Source organism: Sphingobacterium prati, assembly GCF_013167215.1.
Classification (GTDB): Bacteria; Bacteroidota; Bacteroidia; order Sphingobacteriales; family Sphingobacteriaceae; genus Sphingobacterium; species Sphingobacterium prati.
The window spans coordinates 564566-587851 of record NZ_JABJWY010000034.1 but is presented as its reverse complement, the minus strand read 5'-3'; the positions used below and the strand labels follow the sequence as shown (position 1 = coordinate 587851).

The following is a 23286-nucleotide window of genomic DNA, read 5'->3' as shown; positions in this document are numbered from 1 at the left end:
AAATTAGGACAAATAAATTAGGAATGAAAACAATCAGAATACTAGCCAGCCTTTTATTAGGTACGATGGTTTTCCAAAGTCATGCACAGCAGCAATTAAGCCTAAGTGATGCAATCAAATTTGCTTTGCAGAATAAAGCTGATGCTAAAAAAGCGACGCTCGATGTGCAGAATGCGGAGCATAAGATCGCCGAGGTTAAATCGGGTGCATTACCACAGGTCAATTTTACTGGAGGGATAACGTATAATCCCATGATCCAAAAAGTTGCTTTACCTGGGGAGCTTGTCGGTCAGCCTGGAACAACGGTAATGGCCGCTTTCGGACAAAAATGGCAATCAACAAATTCGATAAGTTTGAATCAACAATTGTTTAATCAAACAGTATTTACCGGATTAAAGGCGGCGAAAACCACCCGTGAATTTTACCTAATTAATAAAACGTTGACAGATGAACAGTTAATTGAAAAAGTAGCCAATAGCTATTATGATGTTTATCAATCCAAATTACAATTAAAAACAGTTGATAATAATTTAGAAAGCACAACCAAAACAAGAGACGTGATCGAAGGCCTATATAATAATGGATTAGCCAAGAAAATTGATCTGGATCGTACAAATGTAGCGGTTACAAATCTAAAAGCATCTAGACAGCAGTTGATTAATGCCGTTGAGCTTAAAGAAAATGCACTTAAATTTGTTATTGGTATGTCCATGGATGAGCAGATCACCATGCCAAGCTCAACTTTTGAAACGGTTACGTTAAATGCTGTTTATAATCCGATTGACGTTTCCAATAGAACAGAGATTCAGGTACTGAATAAGCAAAATGATTTATTGGAGCTCAATAAAAAAGCTGAGATTTCAAAATACTATCCAACATTGTCGCTGACCGCTAATTATGGACGTCAGGGTTTGGGGCCAGTATTTCCTTTATTTTCAAAAGCTGAAGGTGTTAATTGGTCTAGCTTTTCTGGGATCGGCCTGAATTTATCTGTACCTATTTTTAATGGATTCTTGACAAGATCCAAGGTCCGCCAAGCCCAGATCGATATTGATAAACTTCAGGTCGATATCGCTGATACAAAATTGGCGCTAAGTATGGCTGCGGAAAATTCCAAAGTGCAAATTAAGAATACACTTTTGACGATTGAGTCGAATCGCAAAAACGTAGATTTGGCCAAATCCGTATTGGAGGATACAAACAATAACTACAAGAATGGTTTGGCAACGTTAACAGATCTATTGGATGCTGAGAAAGCTTATGCTGATGCGCAAAATAATTTAAATACGTCTTTGCTTGATTATAAAGTGGCGGAAGTTCAACTGATTAAAGCGAATGGCAACCTCAAATCACTAATTAACGAATAATTGACTAATACAATATGAAACGCGGAATTATTACCCTACTTATTATTGCTGCTGTTCTTGCAGGAATATTTTTTGTGTTAAATAAAAATAAAAAGAAGAATGAAGCTGAGACTGCTGAAGTTGCCAAAACTAATGCGTCTATTGCCGTTCGCATTGATACTGCAAAGGTCACTTCGATGGATTTGCGTTATACTGCAAATGGCACCTTTGCGCCAAAGCAAGAAGTTACTGTTTCTGCAGAGACTGCTGGTAGAGTTGTGAAGGTGTTGGTTGATGAAGGATCTCGCGTGAGTGCCGGACAAACATTGGCAATCATCGAAGGGGATAAGCTAAATGTAAATGTCGCGAATGCTCAGGCAGCTTTTACCAATGCACAGGCCGATTTACATCGTTTTGAAAGCGCTTATTCTACAGGTGGTGTTACCAAACAGCAGTTGGATCAGGTGAAATTACAATATGAAAATGCCAAAAATAACTTAAAGGCTTCAAAATTGAATGCAGGCGATGTAACCATCAAAACTTCTGTTTCGGGAGTGGTCAATGCACGTAAAATTGAACCCGGAACTTATTTAAATGTTGGAGCTGCAGCATTTGATATCGTAAATGTCGGTACACTAAAATTACGTGTCAATGTGGATGAGAAAAATGTGGCAACCTTAAAGATCGGTCAATCTGTGGATGTATCGGCAAGTGTTTATGCTGACCAAAGGTTCACCGGTAAAGTGACGTTTATCGCGCCTAAATCAGACGGGAGCTTAAATTTTCCGGTGGAAATTGAAGTCAATAACTCATCCAATCGATTGCGTGCCGGTATGTATGGCACAGCGATGTTTGGCGAGAGTGTTGCCGGCAATACGCTTATCGTCCCTCGTAATGCATTCGTAGGTAGTGTGAGCGACAATAAAATATTCGTTCTTAAAAATGGCAAAGCAATTGAAACCAAGGTGAAATCCGGAAGAAACTTTGGCGATCACATCGAAATCTTGGGTGGCTTGCAAAATGGCGATCAAGTGATTGTTTCGGGTCAAATCAATTTGTTTGATCAGAGTCCTGTTGAAATTATTAAATAATGAATACTGATAAACAGTAGCAAATGAAGTCGTGGTTTCATTGCCATTAAAAACAAATAATTCTAATGAAAATTACCGAAATATCGATAAAACGTCCCAGTATAATTATCGTATTATTTATAATACTCACATTAGGCGGGTTGTTTTCTTATACTCAATTGGGGTACGAGCTAGTCCCTAAATTTGAGATCAACGTCATCACGGTGCAGACGGTCTATCCAGGAGCATCCCCCGCTGAGGTGGAAAGCTCTGTCACCAAGAAAATTGAGGATGCCATTTCATCCTTGGAAAGTATCAAAAAAGTAGAATCTACCTCGCTTGAAGGGGTGTCGATCGTTATGATTACCCTTAATAATGGCGCCGACGTTAACTTTTTGCTTACCGATGCTCAGCGGAAAATCAATGCTGTCATTAACGATCTGCCCGATGATGTGGAGACACCCTCCCTGTCCAAGTTCTCGTTGGACGATGTAGCGATCATGAGTTTGGCGGTTACCTCCAACTTGTCCGAGAAGGAGTTATATGACCTCTTGGACAATAAAATCCAACCTGTTTTTGCACGTATAAATGGGGTTGCTAAAGTAGACATGATCGGTGGCGAAGAGCGTGAGATTCAGATTTCTGTGGATCCGAAGAAAATCGAAGGTTATGGATTGACAATTTCACAGGTGCAACAAACTGTAGCGGCATCTAATTTGGATTTTCCTACAGGGAACGTAAGCACCCGTGATAATAGAACCACGATCCGGTTGGCCGGAAAGGTAACGTCAATTGAAGAGTTACGTAACTTGCCGATTACAACGCCGGCAGGGGTTCAGATCTATTTACGTGATATTGCAGACGTTCAGGATGGTATCAAAGAAATTGAAAAAGTAGCTCGTTTGGACCGCCAGAATACGATCTTGTTGCAGGTCTTTAAACAATCTGATGCCAACGCAGTGGCTGTGTCTGAAGCAGTAAAGAAAACCATTGCAGTACATGATAAAACTGGAAAGGTCGTGAGCGGGGTTGAGAAGGATTATGCGGCACAAAATATCAAAATACTTGTTGCAAATGACTCATCAGATTTTACCTTGAATGCAGCAGATAATGTCATCCATGATTTGATGATCGCTATTGCTTTAGTAGGTTTTATTATGTTGTTTTTCTTACAGAGTTTGCGAAATGCTGCAATTACAATGGTCGCGATTCCGCTTTCGTTGATTGCAACATTCATTGGCTTGCTTTTGATGGGCTACACATTAAACTTGATGTCGTTGTTAGGTTTGTCCCTTGTGGTGGGTATCCTGGTGGATGATGCGATCGTTGTTATCGAGAATATTCACCGGCATATGGAGATGGGTAAAAACAAGGTGCGTGCGGCATTTGATGGTGCTTCCGAAATTGGATTTACCGTTACAGCAATTACTTTAGTTATCGTTGTCGTATTCCTTCCAATAGCAATGTCTACGGGGCTGGTTGCGAATATCCTGGCACAATTCTGCGTGACCGTGATTATCTCTACGATGTTATCTTTATTGGTGTCATTTACGGTAGTCCCTTGGTTGTACTCGCGTTTCGGAAAACTTGAACACTTGAGCAAAACATCTTTGTTTGGACGGATAATCCATGGATTTGAAAGTGGTTTGACTGCGTTTACGCATTGGGTATCCGGATTATTGGTATGGTCTTTAAAAACACGATTGACTAAACTAGCTACGCTAGCACTAGCGATAGGGCTTTTGATTGCTTCATTTTCATTGGTAGTGAAGGGCTATATCGGTTCGGATTTTTTCCCGGGTATTGATCGTAAGGAATTTTTTATTCAATTGGAACTTGACAAAGATGCCTCGTTGGAAAAAACTAACTTATTGACACAAAAGGCGGAAGCTTATCTTAAATCCAAGCCAGATGTTAAAGAAATAATCACTACGGTCGGACAATCTTCGGACGGTATGGCTTCCACTACTGGATCTCGTTATAAATCCGAAATCCATGTTATTCTGGACAAGGAGAATTTTGACGGAAATTCCCAGGTGTATTCTGCAACCTTAAAACGTGAATTGGAAAATAAACTGATTGGTGCCAAGGTCAAAACTGTAAACGTTGGTATTATGGGAGCAGAGCAGGCGCCGTTGAAATTGACTATCATTGGCGCCTCTGTCGAAGACGCGCAAGAATTTGCGGAGAAAGCTGCCGACCAATTGCGCAAAATTCCGGGAGCTGCGGGAGTGAAATTGACCTCTGAAGCGGGTAACCCGGAGATCAATGTGAAGATTGACCGTAATAAAATGACATCCTTAGGCTTGAATGTGTCGACCGTCGGTATGACTATGCAAACTGCATTTTCGGGAAATACCGATAATAAATATAGGGCAGGGGATAACGAATATGATATTAATATCCGTTATATCGAAAGTGGTCGTGCAAATATTGATAATGTCCGTGATTTGAAGTTTATTAATGATAAGGGTGCTTCGATTTCATTGGAGCAATTTGCTAATGTCACTTATGGTTCAGGCCCCACTTTGTTGGAACGCCGGGACAAATCGCCAGCGGTATCTATTCAAGGGCAGGCGATCGGTAGACCGATGGGTACAGTAGCTCAGGAGTGGCAGGCGCAGTTTGAAAAATTACCGCGCAAACCAGGAATCGTATTTATCTGGGGTGGTAACATGGAGAACCAAACCGAAGGTTTTGGGACTTTGGGAATTGCCTTATTGGCATCAATTATCCTAGTATATTTGGTGATGGTTGCTTTATATGATAGTTTTATCACTCCATTCGTTGTCTTGTTCTCTATTCCTTTGTCATTTATCGGGGCATTATTGTTCTTGGCTTTAGGAAATCAAACATTGAATATATTTACGATTTTGGGTATCATTATGTTGATCGGTCTGGTAGCCAAGAATGCGATTATGCTGGTTGATTTTGCCAATCATCGTAAGGAGGCAGGGGATAATACCCATGATGCTCTAGTAGCTGCGAACCATGCCCGTCTTCGTCCGATTTTGATGACGACAATTGCGATGGTATTCGGTATGATTCCAATAGCTATAGCGACAGGTGATGGTGCCGATATGAATAGAGGCTTGGCAATTGTAATCATTGGTGGTCTGTTGTCATCTTTATTCTTGACGCTGGTTGTCGTTCCTGTTGTCTATTCGATCTTCGATAGTTTGCAACGCCGTTTTGGTAAAAAGAAAAAGAATGACTATGAAGCATTAATGGTGGAGGACTACGATCATATTGATGTAGCTGAACATTAAGTATAAATCAATTTTACAAAAAAAAGGAGGCTAAGTCATTGGCCTCCTTTTTTTTGTATTAATTTTAGGTTAATCAATCGATTGCGTAATTTTTTTTTATTACATTGCGGCCGCATTAACAAAAAAATATATACTTAAAATTGAGACAAGCATGTGTGGAATTGTAGGATACACAGGTTACCGTCAGGCGTATGGTATCGTCATTGATGGATTAAAAAAATTAGAATACCGTGGTTACGACAGTGCAGGAGTAGCGCTGCACAAGGGTGAACATGTTGATGTTTACAAAAAAACCGGAAAAGTGGTGAATTTGGAAGAATTCGTATACGGTCAAGATCTCCAATCAACAACAGGAATAGGACATACACGATGGGCTACCCACGGTGAGCCTTCTGATAGGAATGCCCATCCGCATTATTCAAATAGTGGTCGCATCGCGATGATTCATAATGGTATCATAGAGAACTATGCTTCCTTAAAATCGGAATTAATTAATAAAGGTTACCATTTCAAAAGTGATACAGATACAGAAGTACTCGTTAACTTTATTGAAGAAATCCAATTACAGAATGAGTGTCCCTTGGAGGAGGCAATTCGCATTGCCTTGAAAAGGGTTGTAGGTGCCTACGTAATCCTTGTATTGGAAGCTGGTCACCCAGATCGGATTATTGCGGCAAGAAAAGGAAGTCCGTTAGTAATTGGAATAGGCAAAAATGAGCACTTCCTGGGTTCAGATGCTTCCCCCATGTTAGCTTATACCAAAGAGGTCGTTTATATCAATGACTACGAGCTGGCGATTATTACTCCTGACGAATTAATTCTTAAGAACCTGGGCAATGAGCGGATTACCCCGTATATCCAAAAGTTAGACCTGGAGTTATCAGCTATAGAGAAAGGTGGTTACGATCACTTTATGCTAAAGGAAATCTTTGAACAACCTGATACGATCTACGATTCGATGCGTGGTCGTTTGGACTTGCAGGCCAAGCAAATTATTCTCAGTGGAATAGAGAAATATGCACATGAAATCAGCAATACCAATCGGATTGTTATCGTTGCTTGCGGGACAAGCTGGCATGCTGGTTTAATAGCTGAATATATCATTGAAGAATTATGCCGCATCAATGTTGAAGTGGAATATGCTTCTGAATTCCGTTATCGCAACCCAGTGATCCAGCCCGGAGATGTTATTTTGGCTATTTCGCAAAGTGGTGAGACCGCAGATACCTTGGTTGCCCTTGAGAATGCGAAAAAGCAAGGTGCCATTATTCTAGGAGTTGTCAATGTTGTCGGATCGTCGATTGCCCGTCTTTCAGATGCAGGTGCTTATACACATGCTGGACCGGAAATTGGAGTAGCAAGTACCAAAGCATTTACCGCACAACTTACTGTCTTAAATCTAATTGCCTTAAAAATAGCGGCATTAAAAGGAACGATTTCTGGAGAACGTTTTCTACAATTATCAGAAGAATTGCATAAGGTTCCGGAGAAAGTTCAATGGATTTTGGATACACAGATCGAAAAGATCCAACAAATAGCAAAAAAATATAAAGATGCAAGGGACTTTTTGTTTCTTGGTAGGGGATATAACTTCCCAGTCGCCTTGGAAGGTGCACTAAAGCTAAAGGAAATCTCTTATATTCACGCTGAAGGCTATCCAGCAGCAGAGATGAAACATGGTCCTATTGCTTTGGTGGATGAGAATTTGCCCGTTGTTTTCGTAGCAACGAAAGATGCTTATCATGAAAAAATTGTCTCCAATATTCAGGAGATAAAAGCAAGAAAAGGAAAGATTATTTCTGTTGTCACCAGAGGTGACGCAGTATCTGAAAGTCTATCGGATGACTATATGGAAATCCCAGAAGCGGATGAGATTATTGCACCTTTGATTTCCGTGGTTCCACTGCAGCTCTTGTCGTATTATATTGGTGTGGAGTTAGGCCTAGACGTCGATAAACCACGTAATCTGGCCAAATCTGTTACAGTAGAATAAGAAGACATATGAGTGTATTAAAGAAAAGGCCTTTGGAACATTTGGGATATGGTTTTATCCCAAATGAATTTCTTAAAGAAGGGCAAGATGAGTATACGCTGCGTTTTCAACAAAATCCACGCGATGATTACCGTGACCTCACGGCAAGCGAGATTCAGGAGCTCATTGCAAATGGGAATTGGTCCAGTGATTGGTCGAAGGTGAAAGTGTCAGCAATTTTTGATCCCAAGCAAATTCAGAACTGCAAATTTTATGGCTTGGTACGTATCGGGAACCTGAGCCCTAGTTACCTGGAATACCGCAACCTGCAACTTCCTATAGGTTTATATCATTCGACCATTATCAGTTCCGATTTTGGCGACGATGTTGCTGTACATCATGTAGGTTATTTGTCCTATTTTATAGTGGGTAATGAAGTACTGCTGAGTCAAATCAAGGAGATGGAGACCGGTAGTACGGCTAAGTTTGGAAATGGCATTCTTCGCGATGGTGAAGAATCGGGTAAACGCATTCAATTGGAGCTCTGTAATGAAAATGGCGCACGCTCCGTTTATCCCTTCGATGGCATGCAGGCAGCGGATGTCTATTTATGGACACGAAATCGCCACGATCATCAGCTACAGCGCCGTTTTGAGGAACTGACAGATCAAAAGTTTGGTACGCAACGTGGTTATTATAGTCAGGTCGGTGATCGCTGTGTGATCAAAAATACGTTCACAATCAAAAATGTGAAGATTGGCACAGATGCTTATATTAAAGGGGTTAACAAGTTGAAGAACGTGACCATCAATTCATCACATGAATCCTATACGCAAATTGGTGAAGGCTGTGAGCTTGTCAATGGGATCATTGGCTATGGTTGCCGTATTTTCTATGGAGTAAAAGCTGTACGTTTTATTTTGGCTTCTTATTCGCAATTAAAATATGGAGCGCGGTTGATCAATTCCTATCTTGGTGATAACTCGACCATCTCCTGTTGTGAAGTGCTTAATTCTTTGATTTTTCCGGCACATGAGCAGCATCATAATAATTCCTTTTTATGCGCGGCATTGGTTATGGGACAAAGCAACATGGCTGCTGGGGCTACTGTGGGGTCTAACCATAACTCCAGAGCTGCTGACGGCGAGATTATAGCAGGCCGTGGTTTCTGGCCAGGTTTATGTGTGAGCCTCAAGCACAATTCGAGATTTGCTTCTTATTGTTTGATCGTAAAAGGAGATTTTTTACATGAACTGGATATACAGTTGCCTTTTACCTTAGTAAGCAATGATGTACAGCACGATAGGCTTGTGCTGATCCCAGGATATTGGTTTATGTATAATATGTACGCGCTGGTGCGTAATGCTAATAAGTATGAGGCGCGGGACAACAGACATTTTAAAAATCAATATTTTGAATACGATATGTTGGCACCCGACACGGTTAATGAGATGTTTGCCGGAATGGATGCTTTGGCCTTAGCCGTATCTGAAAGCCTTCAATCTGGAGAAAATAAAACGCAAGAGGAGCGGATTCTGGCAGGACGTGACTTACTTGCCAACAATATTGATCTGAAAGATAAAACGATCGTTCTGTCTGGAGCGGAGAACTCACGCAGACCTACCGTAATCCAAAAAGTAGGTGAAGCTTATCATCTTTATCGTTCATTCATTAAGTATTATGGTGTATTGCACCTGATGGATGCATTGGAGTCTGGCTTATCGTTGGATGATATCCTTGAAAATCTTTCTGCTGAAAAGCGGACAAGTTGGGAAAATATTGGTGGACAGCTTATTGAAAGCAATGCTTTACGCGTTTTCTTAGAAGATATCAAATCCAAAAGCATTGATTCTTGGGATGATATTCACGAATTTTATCATGCACAAAGTAAGGATTATCCATTGGATAAACGTAAGCATGCTTTGTTGTCCCTTATTGAAATTCTTACTTTGGAAGGTGTTGAAATATCCAAAGATAAAATTGTATCTTTGTTGGATGAGGCTTTAGGGCAGCGGATCTGGATAGGTGAGCAGATCTATAAATCGCGAGCGAAAGATTACAAGAACCCATTCAAGAATATGGTGTATGCCAATGATGAGGAACGGGATATTGTCGTTGGGAAGTTGGAGGAGAATTCCTTTATCAATCAACAACAAAAAGAATTAGAGATATTTAAAATAAGGGTTGCTAATTTGAAAGGGCAATTTTAAAAAGAAAGGCTTCTGCTCGGAAGCCTTTTCTTATTTTACCTTTTAAGCTTGGAATAATGATCTTATTCATCGGGAATAAATGTTATTAGATAATTTATCAAGCATCGTGTATTTTATCCAACGGTTTGCGTTTGTTCTCTTTAATATGCTTAAAATGACTAGGTGTCAGTCCGGTGACTTTTTTGAATTGATTACTCAAATATGCAACACTCGAGTAATTCAATTGATAGGCTATCTCACTTAAAGTCAGCTCGTCATAAACTAATAATTCCTTGACGTATTCAATTTTTTGGCTGATAAAATATTTCTCGATTGTCATGCCTTCCACATCTGAAAACAAATTCGAAACATAACTGTAATCATGGTAAATCTGGTTGCTGATTATTTCTGATAAATTTAAATTTGTATGATTATGTTGATTACGGATTAAGTCCAAGACTAAATGTTTAACCTGCTCAATTAATACGGATCTCTTGTCATCGATTAGTTCAAAGCCAAGTGCAGAAAAACTCTCGGCTAATTGAGCGGATTGGAGCCTGTCGAGTGTCTCTTCAATTTCAACTTGTCCCAAAGAAATATGTTTTATGTGAAGATTATGCTTGGTCAATTCGTTTTCGACAACCATGATGCACCTATTGCATACCATATTCTTTATTGCGAGTTTCATTCGATTTTTTTTATACAAGTTACAAATCCAAACCCAAAGATCGCAAATTAATAAGACACACGGTTGTAAGATTTAGGCGATATGTTGTAGTTTTTTGGTGCCTTCTGCTGGTCAAGCCACATACCAGCCTGTCTCGCCGATGGTTCCGCAGCGCTGATCACGCTAGGGATTAATCGCAATAGGGGTACCGATGGGAACGGCCTGATAAAGTTCATCAATTTCTTTGTTGGTTAGGGCCATGCAACCGAATGTCCAGTCTGTCCAACGTTGTAATTTCCCGATAAAGCCCATTCCATTTCTTAATCCATGGATTTTGATGTCACTACCCGCTGTTTTGCCCAAAGATTTGGCATAGGCGATATCCTGATCATTCGGATAGGAAACCCCTAGGTTCTTGTGGTATCCACTGTACTGATTCTTATCGTTGATATAATATAATCCTTCCGGTGTCTTTAAGTCACCTTCAATTTTTTTAGCTCCAATCGGCTTTCCGCTCAGCGATATTCGGTATGATTTGAGCAATTTGCCTTGCGCATAAGCTGATAGAGTCCGTTTGGATTTATAGACCACAAGTTTGTCGATCACCGCGTTTTTTGGTAAGCGGGGTTCTGGATAGAGGTTATAGGCGGTAGTCCCCAAAAACAATACGAGGAATACGACAGCAACGATTTTTAGCCAGTTGCGGCGGTTTTTATTTCGTTTCATAAGAATCACTATTATCTAAATGGATCGGTTAGCTTACATGGAAAACCAGGATTCATATTAATAGCCATAACGAATTGCTGCATGAGCAATCCGCTATAGCTATTTAAATTCAGTGATCTATTAAAATTCACGGTCGACATCCTTGTCTCCACGGCCAGATAGATTGACGATAGCAAGTTTGTTTTTATCTTTCAATAGTTTGACTGCCAAGGCAACAGCATGTGAGGACTCGATTGCCGGGATGATTCCTTCTAATTTGGAAAGCAATTTATAGGCGTCGATTGCTTCGTCGTCCGTAACCGGATAATAGTTGGCCCGATTGCTGTCCTTTAAAGCGGCATGCTGAGGCGAGATGCCCGGGTAATCTAGTCCAGCAGATACGGATGTGGATGGGATCGGATTGCCTTCATCGTCAACAAGGCAGTAGGAATAGGTACCCTGAAATACAGTTGGTTTACCAAAAGATAGGGTAGCGGCTGTTTTAGGGTAAGTGCCTGAGCCGCCGCCTTCACCGCCATTGATTTCAACTTCTTGATCATCCAGAAAACCTGAAAATAACCCAATGGCATTTGATCCACCGCCTACACAGGCAAAGATACTGTCTGGAAGGCGTCCTTCCTGTGCAAGAATTTGTTGCCGGGCTTCCTTGCCGATCACACTCTGAAAATAGCCCACCATTTTAGGATAGGGATGCGGTCCGACATGTGAACCAAGAAGATAATAAGATGTCGGGTTTTCAACATAATACATCAACGCGGCGTCAACAGCATCTTTAAGTGTTCGGCTTCCTAGATTTGTTGTGACAACCTCAGCACCAAGCAGCTCCATCCGTTTCACATTCAAGGCCTGACGGACGGCATCGATTTCGCCCATAAACACCTTGCATGGTATATTTAAGAGAGCAGCGGCGGTCGCGGTTGCAACTCCATGTTGACCAGCTCCGGTTTCGGCAATAATTTCCGTAGCTCCCATTTGTTTTGCCAATAAGATCTGACCGATACAATTGTTGATTTTGTGTGAACCTGTATGATTCAGGTCTTCCCGTTTTAAGTAGATCTTGGATCCTACATATTCACTCAGATTTTTTGCAAAATACAAAGGTGAAGGACGTCCCACATAGTGTCTGAGGATGGAGATGAATTCCTTCTGAAATTCTTCTTTCTGAACATGGCTGTCAAAAAAATCGGCTAATTTGTTTAACTGATTTTCTAGGACAGGTGGGATATAAGATCCTCCATACTCACCATATTTACCATTGTATTGAAGCATGTTCTCGTTCGCTTCGACAGATGCACACTTTTCTAGACTCATTTTAGGCTTAAGTTTCTTGTTGTAAAAATTTTGCTCATTAAAGAGGCCTAAATATAGTAATCTTTGTAAGCTTTAGCTATACAACGCACTAATTTTGTTAATTAATATGGATGCAATAATTATTATTGAGCTGGGTGATTCATAACAGCTATATAAAGCATTGAACAGATCTAATAGAAAATTGAAAGTAGACAGGCATAACAATACGTAGGTTGTGTATTGAAGTTTCGAACCTAACGAATTATTCGTGATACAAGTATTATCTATAGCTCCTTTTGTATAGATAAATACATTAATTCTTATTTTTAAAATATTGTTTTACTATTTAAAAGTATGGGTTTTAAATTCAATAATATATTTATATTATATATTCATATGTTTTATATAAATAGAGTCCGTGTTTAATACGAGATATAACAAGTGTTCGGTTCTTATTCGAGACTGATTCATGGCTGATTCGTATCTGAGAGCAGGTGTGAGGAGCTTGTCAATAAGGTGACAGCAGCCTGAATCCGTGCTATACTCGGACTCACCACGGACTCATGTCGGATTCATCATGGATTTATAGTGAGGAAGGCCCGACGGAGGGGCGGAGCAGTCTGCCATCATTGTCGAAGGAATATCGCGGCCGAAAGCGTAAGGGTATCTGAACTGCTAGGGCACAATAAAAAAAAGCATCTTTGCTAAAAAAGATGCCTTAATGAATATTTTTTAGGTTAGTTTAACCGCTTTTTTATGCTTTTGGTTTGCGGAAGATAAAATAGAGGCCGATCAAAATAAACGGTATACTCAAAATCTGTCCCATATTGAGCAGCATACTTTGTTCAAAAGGTTCCTGATCAATTTTAAAGTGCTCCAATACCATTCGTGCACCAAATAATAAGACCATAAAAATACCGAACAATTTTCCTTTTTGACGATTCGGGTCTGATTTGAATAAGGAAGCGATGATAATAAAGATGACAATATAGGCTATAGCCTCATAGAGCTGGCCTGGATGACGGGGGATATTGTCATGACGCTCAAAAATTATTGCCCAAGGCAAGTCCGATGGTGTACCGACCATCTCTGAATTGAAAAAATTGCCGATACGAATCAGCGCGCCAGCAATAGGTACAACCACAACTAATCTGTCTGCCAACCATAAAAAATCGGTCTTCGTCTTACGGCAGTATAGGTAGAGTGCAACAAGGATGCCGATCGCTCCTCCATGCGAAGCCAAACCGGCAAAACCGGTGACGTGGAATCCGTTTTTATCCCATTTAAAAGGAAGAAAAATTTCCAATATATGGTCTTTGTAATAATCAAAATCGTAGAATAAGCAATGACCAAGTCGTGCGCCGATCAGTGTGCCGAGGAAGATATAGATAGATAGTTGATCCAGTTGTTCTTGCGTGCGGCCTTCATTTTTGAAAATGCGCAACATAATAACATAGGACACAAAGAAAGCGAGGAGCCAACATAAGGCGTAATAGCGTAGGGCAAAAGCGCCAAAGTTGAACATCTCGGGATCTACATTCCAATGTATTGCACTTAGTATTGAATTCATATTTTTTTATGTCTGTTTAAATTACTAAGGTAAAGATAGGGTTTAATCTTATTTTTCAATAAAATCAAAGTGAAATGTAAAAGGAATATTCCAAAAAACATTTTTACTTTTGCATTTCATTGAAATTTTCATATTTTGACGAAAGTAAATAGAAAAGGACAAGATGGCTGAAAAGAATAAGAAAAAAGAACAGAAAACAACTGCGGTCGTAACAAAAGATTCGCTTTCATTTTTTGAAAAATATATAAATAATGCTTCACCCACAGGTTTTGAATGGGACGGTCAGCGTTTATGGTTGGATTACCTGAAGCCTTATGTCGATGACACTTTCGTTGATAATTATGGTACAGCTGTTGGCGTTATCAACCCAAAGGCTGCCTATAAAGTGGTAATCGAAGCGCATGCCGACGAAATTTCCTGGTTTGTCAATTACATTACAAAAGATGGATTAATCTACGTGGTACGGAACGGTGGTTCGGATCATCAAATTGCTCCTTCTAAACGTGTCAATATCCATACAGAAAAAGGGATTGTAAAGGCTGTATTTGGCTGGCCTGCTATTCATACCCGTTCGGGAGAGAAGGAAGAAAATCCTTCCCTGAAAAATATCTTTTTGGATTGCGGCTGTAGTTCTAAAGAAGAAGTGGAGGAACTGGGTGTACATGTCGGCTGTGTGATTACTTACGAAGACACGTTTTCGATCCTGAATGATCGTTATTATGTCGGACGTGCTTTAGATAACCGTGCCGGTGGTTTTATGATTGCTGAGGTTGCGCGTTTGCTAAAAGAGAATAAAAAGAAATTGCCGTTTGGATTATATATTGTAAATTCGGTGCAGGAAGAGATTGGTCTGCGGGGTGCAGAGATGATTGCAGAGCGTATTAAGCCCAATGTGGCCATTGTGACGGACGTAACACACGACACCCAGACACCAATGATCAACAAGATCACCCAGGGAGATTTGTTCTCCGGAAAAGGTCCGGTATTGTCTTATGCGCCAGCAGTTCAGGTCAATTTGAATAAACTGTTGGTGAAAGTTGCAGAGCAAAACAATATTCCGTTCCAACGTCAGGCATGCTCACGATATACTGGGACAGATACGGATGCTTTTGCGTATAGCAATGGCGGTGTACCTTCGGCGTTGATTTCCCTGCCATTACGTTATATGCATACGACTGTTGAAATGGTACACAAAGAGGATGTTGACAATGTGATCCGTTTGATTTATCAGACATTGTTGAATATCGAGGATGGACAGGACTTTAGAACTTTTACAAAATAGAATTTAGGATTATATTAACTTATCATTTAGAATTATTATGGAAAATAACCAAAATCAAAACGAATTGAGCATTGAGTTGACAGAAGAAGTAGCAGAAGGAATCTACTCAAATCTTGCGATTATCACTCACTCTAATACAGAATTTGTGGTTGACTTTATCCGTGTGATGCCAGGAGTGCCAAAAGCAAAAGTGAAATCAAGAATCGTTTTGACTCCAGAGCACGCAAAACGCTTGTTAGGTGCATTGGTTGATAACGTGAATCGTTTCGAAGCATTGAACGGTCCGATCAAAATGGATGTAGGTGTTGCAGAACAACCTCAACAAGGTGGTGACCCAACAGTGGCATTTCCATTCGGAACTCCTCAAGGTCAAGCATAGTCAGTAGTACAATCTATCGATATTTTAAGGCGCCAATAAAACAATTGGCGTCTTTTTTTGTCTCAATTTGTGGTTGCTTGGCTACCCCGATATTTGGGCTCAGGCTCGACTTTTACTATTTTTAGGAAAACTTATTTCAAAAGGAGATTTATATATGGATATTCAGGTGCGCAACTTGACAAAGAAGGATTATGTTGATCTGAAAAAATCAATGGAGCAAGCTTATGATGGTGTAGGGGATACCTGGTCAAAGGAAAATATTCAGGATTTGATCGAAATATTTCCCGAAGGACAATTGTGCGTGGAGATCGACGGGCATGTAGTGGCCTGTGCGCTGTCCATTATCCTTAATTCCAAAAAGAATAATATCTACGATAGTTATTACGATATTATTGATGATGGAAAATTCAGTAAACACAGTGATGACGGAGATACGTTATATGGCATCGAAGTGTTTGTTCATCCCGAACATCGTGCATTGCGCTTAGGGCGACGCCTCTATGACGCACGGAAGGAGCTGTGTGAACAGATGAATTTAAAATGTATTGTTGCCGGCGGCAGGATTCCCAATTACCATAATTATGCGGACAAAATGAGTCCGAGAGTATACATTGAGAAGGTAAAACGCAAGGAAATTTATGATCCGACACTGACCTTTCAGCTTTCCAATGATTTTCATGTCAAAAAGGTGCTGAAACATTATCTACCGGAAGATGCCGAGTCTATGGAATTTGCCACCTTGCTGGAGTGGAATAATATTTACTACGAATCAGAAACCCGATCGATCTCAACGACCAAACAGACAATTCGTCTGGGATTGGTACAGTGGCAAATGCGTTTATTTGATAATATAGAAGCTTTTTATGATCAGATTGAATTCTTTGTGGATACGGTAAGTGACTATGGAACAGACTTTATTATGTTTCCGGAGTTTTTCAATACGCCACTAATGAGCCCGTATAATGATCTTCCCGAGCGGCTGGCGATGGAAAGGCTGGCACAGCATACTTCAGATATTATCGATCGTATTCAGCAATTTGCTGTTTCCTATAATGTGAATATTATCGCGGGATCTATGCCGCTGATGGAAAATAAGAAACTCTATAATGTTTCTTACTTATGCCATCGTAATGGTAAGCTGGATGAATTTAAGAAAATTCATATTACGCCAAATGAATTTAAATACTATGGTATGGTAGGTGGAAGCGAGGTGAAGGTATTTGATACCGATTGTGGTAAGGTTGGCCTGCTGATCTGCTACGATGTAGAGTTTCCGGAACTCAGTCGTATATTGGCTGACCAAGGTATGCAGATCCTCTTCGTACCTTTTATGACTGATACACAGAATGGCTACATCCGGGTCAGGACCTGTGCACAAGCGCGCGCCATTGAAAACGAATGTTATGTGGCAATTGCTGGTTCTGTCGGTAACTTGCCACGTGTCAACAACATGGATATTCAATACTCGCAATCTGCAGTCTTTACACCGTCAGATTTTGCATTTCCGAACAATGCAATCAAGGCTGAAGCCACCCCCAATGCGGAGATGGTACTGATTGCAGATGTAGATCTTTATGCCTTAAGGGATCTGCATGAATATGGCACTGTAAAAGTTAAAAAGGATCGACGCAAAGATCTCTATGAAGTAAAACTTTTGAAATAATTAACCTGTATTTTTGAAGGACTTCAAAATATGCTTAGCTTTAATTATATTCTTTAATCTAATAAAGTATGATACAAAAATTCAAATGGGGGACGCTCTCTATCGTCTTAATGATGATGTCATGTCAGTCAAATAAGAGCAAGGAGAGTTCTCAGGAAGTCAGAACCAGCTTTTTTGATGTTTCTGGCATGGATACAACGGTCCATCCTGGCGATAATTTTTTTCAATATGCGAACGGAGCATGGATGAAAAATACCCAGATACCAGCTTCTGAAACAGGTTGGGGGTCATTCTATATTTTGGCAGATGAAAATTTGCAGAAACTAAAAACTGTTTTGGAAAATGCAGCCCAATCCAACAGTAAAAAGGGATCAGATCAGCAAAAAGCTGGTGATTTCTATGCGAGTGGAATGGATACCGTAACCATCGATAAATTAGGTGCCAAGCCGATAGAAGAGGCTGTTCAGAAAATCAATGCGTTGAAAAATGTCGATGAACTGATCGCCTATGCGGCCGATGGATTCAAAAATGGTGATGGCGACCTATTCAGCTTTTATGTGGCTGCAGATGATCGAATCAGTAGTAAAAATGCGCTACAATTTTTTCAGGGTGGATTGAATCTACCGGAAGCTAGTTATTATTTGGATCAGGATGATAAGGCCAAAAAGATCAGGGAAGCCTACAATGCTTATCTGGTTAAACTGTTTGGATTGATCGGTGAGGAAGCAAGTGCCCAAAAATCTGCCGAAGAAGTGCTCAAGCTGGAAACAGAAATTGCGAAATCCCATTTGACACCTGTTGAATTAAGGGATCCGATTAAAAACTATAACAAGTTTGCTGTTCAGGATTTTCAGAAACAGACCCCAAATCTGAATTGGAAAGAGATCCTCGGTCGCTTGGAGGTAAAGACCGATACGATTTTGGTACAGCAGCCTAAGTTTTATATCGCATTGAACAATTTGTTGAAATCGCAATCTGTAGATGTCTGGAAAACAAAGTTAAAAGCTGACTTAGCGAATGCATCGGCAAGTGCGCTTAGCAAGGAATTCAGAGATGCTAAATTCGAGCTATTCGGCAAGACCCTGAATGGACAGAAACAACAGAAAGAACGCTGGAAATTGATGGTCAGTTCGGCTGATGAAAATTTGGGTGAGATTGTCGGAAAACTCTATGTGGATGACTATTTTAAACCGGAAGCAAAACAGCGCATGCTGGAATTGGTCGATAATTTGCAAAAGGTCTACAAGACAAGAATTGAAAAATTAGACTGGATGACGCCGGAAACCAAGAAAAAAGCAATTGAAAAATTGGAAGCGTTTGTCAAGAAGATTGGTTATCCGGAAAAATGGAAAAATTATAGTGATGTAGAAGTAGCGAAAGATACTTACTATGCCAACCTTCAGTCCTCAGCTAAGCATGCCTATAAAGAAATGGTCAATAAAATAGGTAAACCGGTCGATAAAAAAGAGTGGTTGATGACGACTCCGACAGTCAATGCATACTATAATCCACCATACAATGAGATTGTATTCCCTGCGGGAATTCTGCAATTTCCATTCTTTGATGCCAATGCGGATGATGCGATTAATTACGGTGCTATTGGTGCTGTAATAGGGCATGAGATGACACATGGTTTTGATGATCAAGGTAGACAATATGATAAAGCTGGTAACTTAAACGATTGGTGGACAGCAGTAGATGCCAAACAATTTACCGAACGTGCAAATCAAGTCGCAAAATTATATGGAAGCTTTACCTTGTTGGACAATCAACATGTCAACGGGGAACTAACCTTAGGTGAAAATTTGGCTGATATCGGTGGTTTGAATATTGCTTACGATGCTTTTAAATTGACCAAGCAGGGGCAGGGAAGTGAGAAAATTGATGGTTTTACGCCCGATCAACGTTTCTTCTTGAGTTTTGCGCAAGTTTGGCGGGTAAAAAGCAGCGATGAACGTATGCGTTTGCGTTTGAAGGTTGATCCTCATAGTCCAGAGCAATTTCGTGTAAATGGACCTGTTTATAATATGGAAGCGTTTTATAAAGCATTCAATGTGCAGCCTACAGCTAAAATGTACGTTGCACCCGAAAAAAGAATTTTAGTTTGGTAAGCTGTTAATAGCTGCTTTTCTGTTATTTCCGACGGTAGTAGCGGATCAGCTGGGCGTAAATGAAGGGAAAAAGATAGATTTATCTTTGAATTGTGGTAAAAACTAATTACTTTTGCCCTTCATTTAATAACACATTTAATTAATTAACAATGTACGCAATAGTAAATATAGCAGGACAGCAATTTAAGGTTGCAAAAGACCAGTTCCTTTTTGTACACCGTTTACAAGGAGATGAAGGCGCTAGTATTGAATTTGACAATGTATTGTTAGCAGAAGACGGTGGTAAATTTACCATTGGTACACCTAGCGTTGCTGGTGCAAAAGTTTCGGCTAAAATTTTGTCTCATTTAAAAGGTGATAAAGTTATCGTTTTCAAGAAAAAACGTCGTAAAGGCTACAAAAAGAAAAACGGTCACCGTCAACAATTTTCTAAAATCCAGATCACTGGTATTACGTTATAATTGAATTTTTAATCAGACATTAGTCTTAAATTAAGATAAAGAAATGGCACACAAAAAAGGTGCGGGTAGTTCTAAGAACGGCCGTGAGTCACATAGCAAGCGTTTAGGTATCAAAATCTTCGGTGGTCAACAAGCAATCGCAGGTAACATCATCGTACGCCAACGCGGTACACAACACAATCCTGACACAAATGTTGGTATTGGTAAAGACCACACATTGTTCGCTTTAGTAGACGGTAAAGTAGTTTTCCGTAAAAAAGCTAACAATAAATCTTATGTATCTGTAGTTCCTACAGAGCAAGCATAAGTTTTGCAACAATATTTGAAAAAGGCATCAAGCAATTGATGCCTTTTTTATGCAAGGTACTTTCTGCTATTAAATTTTTATGCTTAATAAATTTATTCCATTTTGTTAAAATTGAAGCGATTCATCTTGTTGAATATGAGTTTATTGTAGGTTTGTGGAGTCCAAGTGTGTTGAATTTACGCCTAAATTATACGCTTAAATAATACCGCGAACTGTTATTTTCTGTTAAATGTAACCGCTTTGGTACAATTTTTATAAGGGATAGGTGTTTTTAAAATAAATACCGATTTATGAATTATTCGCGATTGGAAAATACAAATGACCAGGCAATAGCATGTACGCCATTTGGAGTTAAATACTTGTGCCTAAATAATCGGGATCTTCCTATAGCCTTTAAAATACTAATTATTTACATATGAAATACAACAAGTTGGGATATGGTATGTGTGTTGGGGTGTTTGCCTGTTCATTATATTCCTGTAGTTCCATTTATATGCCCAATGTGCCTTCGGCGCCCATGTTTACAGAAGCGGGTGAGGTATATGTTTCAGGGAATATCAATACAAAGGCAAATGTGTCTGCAAATCTAGGCGTAGCGGTGACCGATCATGTCGCTGTTATTGCAAATGGGTCTTATGTGGATAACAAATCCAATACGAAAGACTATGCACAGAAAATGGGCGAAGCGGGGATCGGGTACTATACGCGTTTTGGTAGAAAAAATAATCGTGTATTTGAGGTATATGGAGGATACGGACTGGGGACTACAAGTGTAGTTGACAAACGATCTTCAACAATGGGACAGGCGATTGTGGAGACGCAGGATATGGATTTTGATAAGGTATTTGTGCAAGTAAACTTTTCGTCCGAGAAGAAAGATGCCCTGAAATTGTTCGGTAATAGACATGATATTGATTATGGGACTATTATAAGACTGAGTAATATGCGGATGAAGAATTTTGCCATTGATGGTCTGCCAGTGGAGAAAGAAGACAACATGCTCATTGAACCTGTATTTTATACAAGGATGGGGCTTGGAAAAGGATGGAAGTTACAGTATACAAATGGTATGGTTTTCGGTTTTAAAAGTAATACATATTTAAAAGCGGGCTATCCATTGTTTACACTAGGAGTTTTGTATAAATTTGGAGGAAAATAGCGGCTATGAGCAAGAAAATTTTATTTGCGTGTTTAGTATTTTTAGGTTTGTTCATTTCCGGATGTGGAGTGAATCGTCAAAAAGCACAGATCGAGAACTTGGCAAAATGTAAGTTTGATGTGGAATCAGTTGATAGTATTCGATTGGCAGGAACATCTTTACAGCGTCTGATCAAAAATAATCAGGTTGATCTAGGGGCAGCACCTAGCTTGGCTTTGGCCTACCTACGGAAGGATATTCCATTGGATGCTGTTATCCGTCTCAAAATAGATAATCCAACCCTAAAGAAAGCATCAATCAATAAATTTCAGTATATCATCCTTTATGGTGGCCAGCAACTTGTCGAGGGGATTGTCAATCAATCCTTACAAATTGAGCCAGGCGGGTCTACTATAGCTAATGTGCGTATTTCGACCAATATTTATGATCTTTTGATAAATTCAGACCTGCAAAATTTTTTAATGTCCAGTGATGAGAATAAAAAAGGAATATTTACGTTAAAAATTAAACCTTCAATCAATATTGCTGGCCAATCGATATTTTACCCAGGATACATTACCATTGACAAAACGGTAAGCCGAAAAATCCTGTTATAAAAAACTATAGCGCAGCAAAAGATAATAAGGTTTTCCATGCACATGGAAAACCTTTTTTATGAACAGAATTATCTTTTTGATTTGTTGAGTGCTGTAGAGAGGGCAAGCTCGATTTGCTAAACCGTTATTATGATTGACTCTTTTGCTACGGAATTAAACTGTAATAAAAAAGTTATACTATCAAAGTGTAAAGTGTACACCTTATTTTATATTTTAGTCCTTAAATAGAAACCTAAATATGTTAAAAAGATTCTTAATTCCTGTTTTGCTGTTAGCTGGAGCATATACCTTTGCTCAGACGAAATTTGATCCTTATGAGCAGACCATTGCGGGGACCAGTCTTTCGTTTAAAATGGTGGCTATCCCCGGCGGAAGTTTTAAAATGGGATCCGTTTCTGGCGGAAAAGAAGATGAAAAACCGGTACATGAAGTTAAGCTCGACCCATTTTGGATGGGGCAGTACGAAGTAACCTGGGATTTGTTTGAACCCTTTTTGTACAAAGATTATGAAATCGCGAAAAGCAAGGATGGTAAAGTTGCCCCAGAAATAGATGCGGTAACCCGACCTACAAAACCCTATCTTGATATGACATTTGGTTTTGGTAAAGAGGGGCATCCGGCACTTGCTATGACTCATTATAACGCGATTCAATTTTGTAAGTGGCTTTATGTACGCACAGGCGTATTTTATCGTCTTCCTACAGAGGCGGAATGGGAATATGCTGCTCGCGCTGGAGCTAATACTGCTTATTTCTTTGGTGACAATGATGCTCAGCTCGCTGAATATGCTTGGTTTAAAGATAATGCCGAGCAAAAAACACATGCTGTAGGAGAGAAAAAGCCAAATCCTTGGGGTCTTTACGATATTTATGGTAATGTCGGCGAATGGACCTATGATCAATATAAGGCAGATAGTTATGCCCAGGGCAAGGATAAAGTGTTGATAAATCCGGTTGTTGTTCCAACGACTTTGTATCCACATGTCGTTCGCGGTGGTGCTTTCGACAGTGCAGCTGCGGACCTTCGTTCGGCTGCCCGTGCTGCTTCGGATCCAATATGGAAACAATTAGATCCACAAGTTCCAAAAAGCAATTGGTGGTTTCCAGAAGCACCATTTGTCGGCCTGCGTTTAGTTAGACCAGTCAACCCACCTAGCCAAGAGGAGATTATGGCTTATTATGATAAAAAACCAATAAAAGATTTTTAAAAAATAAAATAATCAATATCAA

Annotated in this window: 18 protein-coding genes; 14 read left to right on the top strand and 4 right to left on the bottom strand. The window is 39.8% G+C overall.

Annotation, left to right across the window (positions count from 1 at the left end):
* Positions 1-23 precede the first annotated feature (23 nt).
* From HPC41_RS12705 to HPC41_RS12685, 5 genes are all read left to right on the top strand, one after another.
* The gene (locus HPC41_RS12705; protein ID WP_172394373.1) at positions 24-1367 is read left to right on the top strand and encodes a TolC family protein; all 1344 of its coding nucleotides are present in this window, start codon (positions 24-26) and stop codon (positions 1365-1367) included.
* 14 nt (positions 1368-1381) lie between these two features.
* Positions 1382-2437, top strand: a complete 1056-nt coding sequence (locus HPC41_RS12700) for an efflux RND transporter periplasmic adaptor subunit (protein WP_172394372.1) — start codon at positions 1382-1384, stop codon at positions 2435-2437.
* Between the two features lie 65 nt (positions 2438-2502).
* Positions 2503-5685, top strand: a complete 3183-nt coding sequence (locus HPC41_RS12695) for an efflux RND transporter permease subunit (protein WP_172394371.1) — start codon at positions 2503-2505, stop codon at positions 5683-5685.
* Between the two features lie 151 nt (positions 5686-5836).
* A complete protein-coding gene (gene glmS, locus HPC41_RS12690; RefSeq protein ID WP_172394370.1) occupies positions 5837-7678 on the top strand; it encodes a glutamine--fructose-6-phosphate transaminase (isomerizing) in 1842 nt (613 codons plus the stop codon).
* 8 nt (positions 7679-7686) lie between these two features.
* On the top strand, positions 7687-9867 hold the full coding sequence (locus HPC41_RS12685) for a DUF4954 family protein (RefSeq protein ID WP_172394369.1): 2181 nt from the start codon (positions 7687-7689) through the stop codon (positions 9865-9867).
* A 97-nt stretch (positions 9868-9964) separates the two neighbouring features.
* Here the strand turns inward: HPC41_RS12685 and HPC41_RS12680 are convergent, their stop codons facing one another.
* From HPC41_RS12680 to lgt, 4 genes are all read right to left on the bottom strand, one after another.
* Positions 9965-10534, bottom strand: a complete 570-nt coding sequence (locus tag HPC41_RS12680; RefSeq protein WP_172394368.1) for a helix-turn-helix domain-containing protein — start codon at positions 10532-10534, stop codon at positions 9965-9967.
* Positions 10535-10696: 162 nt separating this feature from the next.
* On the bottom strand, positions 10697-11239 hold the full coding sequence (locus tag HPC41_RS12675) for a L,D-transpeptidase family protein (protein ID WP_172394367.1): 543 nt from the start codon (positions 11237-11239) through the stop codon (positions 10697-10699).
* Positions 11240-11359: 120 nt separating this feature from the next.
* Positions 11360-12550, bottom strand: coding sequence for a tryptophan synthase subunit beta (trpB, locus tag HPC41_RS12670; RefSeq protein WP_216660743.1), 1191 nt, complete (start codon positions 12548-12550; stop codon positions 11360-11362).
* Positions 12551-13283: 733 nt separating this feature from the next.
* A complete protein-coding gene (gene lgt / locus HPC41_RS12665) occupies positions 13284-14099 on the bottom strand; it encodes a prolipoprotein diacylglyceryl transferase (RefSeq protein ID WP_172394366.1) in 816 nt (271 codons plus the stop codon).
* Between the two features lie 163 nt (positions 14100-14262).
* Here lgt and HPC41_RS12660 point away from each other — a divergent pair, with 163 nt between their 5' ends.
* From HPC41_RS12660 to HPC41_RS12620, 9 genes are all read left to right on the top strand, one after another.
* On the top strand, positions 14263-15381 hold the full coding sequence (locus HPC41_RS12660) for a M42 family metallopeptidase (protein ID WP_172394365.1): 1119 nt from the start codon (positions 14263-14265) through the stop codon (positions 15379-15381).
* A gap of 37 nt (positions 15382-15418) precedes the next feature.
* Complete coding sequence (locus tag HPC41_RS12655; protein WP_104382326.1) at positions 15419-15760, top strand: DUF3467 domain-containing protein; 342 nt, start codon at positions 15419-15421, stop codon at positions 15758-15760.
* Between the two features lie 154 nt (positions 15761-15914).
* Positions 15915-17423: a carbon-nitrogen hydrolase family protein gene (locus HPC41_RS12650; RefSeq protein ID WP_172394364.1), complete on the top strand. Its 1509-nt coding sequence runs from the start codon at positions 15915-15917 to the stop codon at positions 17421-17423.
* Between the two features lie 68 nt (positions 17424-17491).
* The gene (locus HPC41_RS12645) at positions 17492-19534 is read left to right on the top strand and encodes a M13 family metallopeptidase (RefSeq protein ID WP_172394363.1); all 2043 of its coding nucleotides are present in this window, start codon (positions 17492-17494) and stop codon (positions 19532-19534) included.
* Positions 19535-19683: 149 nt separating this feature from the next.
* Positions 19684-19995: a 50S ribosomal protein L21 gene (rplU, locus tag HPC41_RS12640; protein ID WP_028068281.1), complete on the top strand. Its 312-nt coding sequence runs from the start codon at positions 19684-19686 to the stop codon at positions 19993-19995.
* A gap of 43 nt (positions 19996-20038) precedes the next feature.
* Positions 20039-20302, top strand: coding sequence for a 50S ribosomal protein L27 (gene rpmA / locus HPC41_RS12635; RefSeq protein ID WP_046672918.1), 264 nt, complete (start codon positions 20039-20041; stop codon positions 20300-20302).
* A 415-nt stretch (positions 20303-20717) separates the two neighbouring features.
* The gene (locus HPC41_RS12630) at positions 20718-21461 is read left to right on the top strand and encodes a hypothetical protein (protein WP_246250627.1); all 744 of its coding nucleotides are present in this window, start codon (positions 20718-20720) and stop codon (positions 21459-21461) included.
* 5 nt (positions 21462-21466) lie between these two features.
* Positions 21467-22057: a hypothetical protein gene (locus HPC41_RS12625; RefSeq protein WP_172394362.1), complete on the top strand. Its 591-nt coding sequence runs from the start codon at positions 21467-21469 to the stop codon at positions 22055-22057.
* Positions 22058-22295: 238 nt separating this feature from the next.
* Positions 22296-23264 carry a formylglycine-generating enzyme family protein gene (locus tag HPC41_RS12620; protein WP_172394361.1) on the top strand — a complete coding sequence of 323 codons (969 nt, stop codon included), beginning with the start codon at positions 22296-22298 and terminating at the stop codon, positions 23262-23264.
* Positions 23265-23286: the final 22 nt, after the last annotated feature.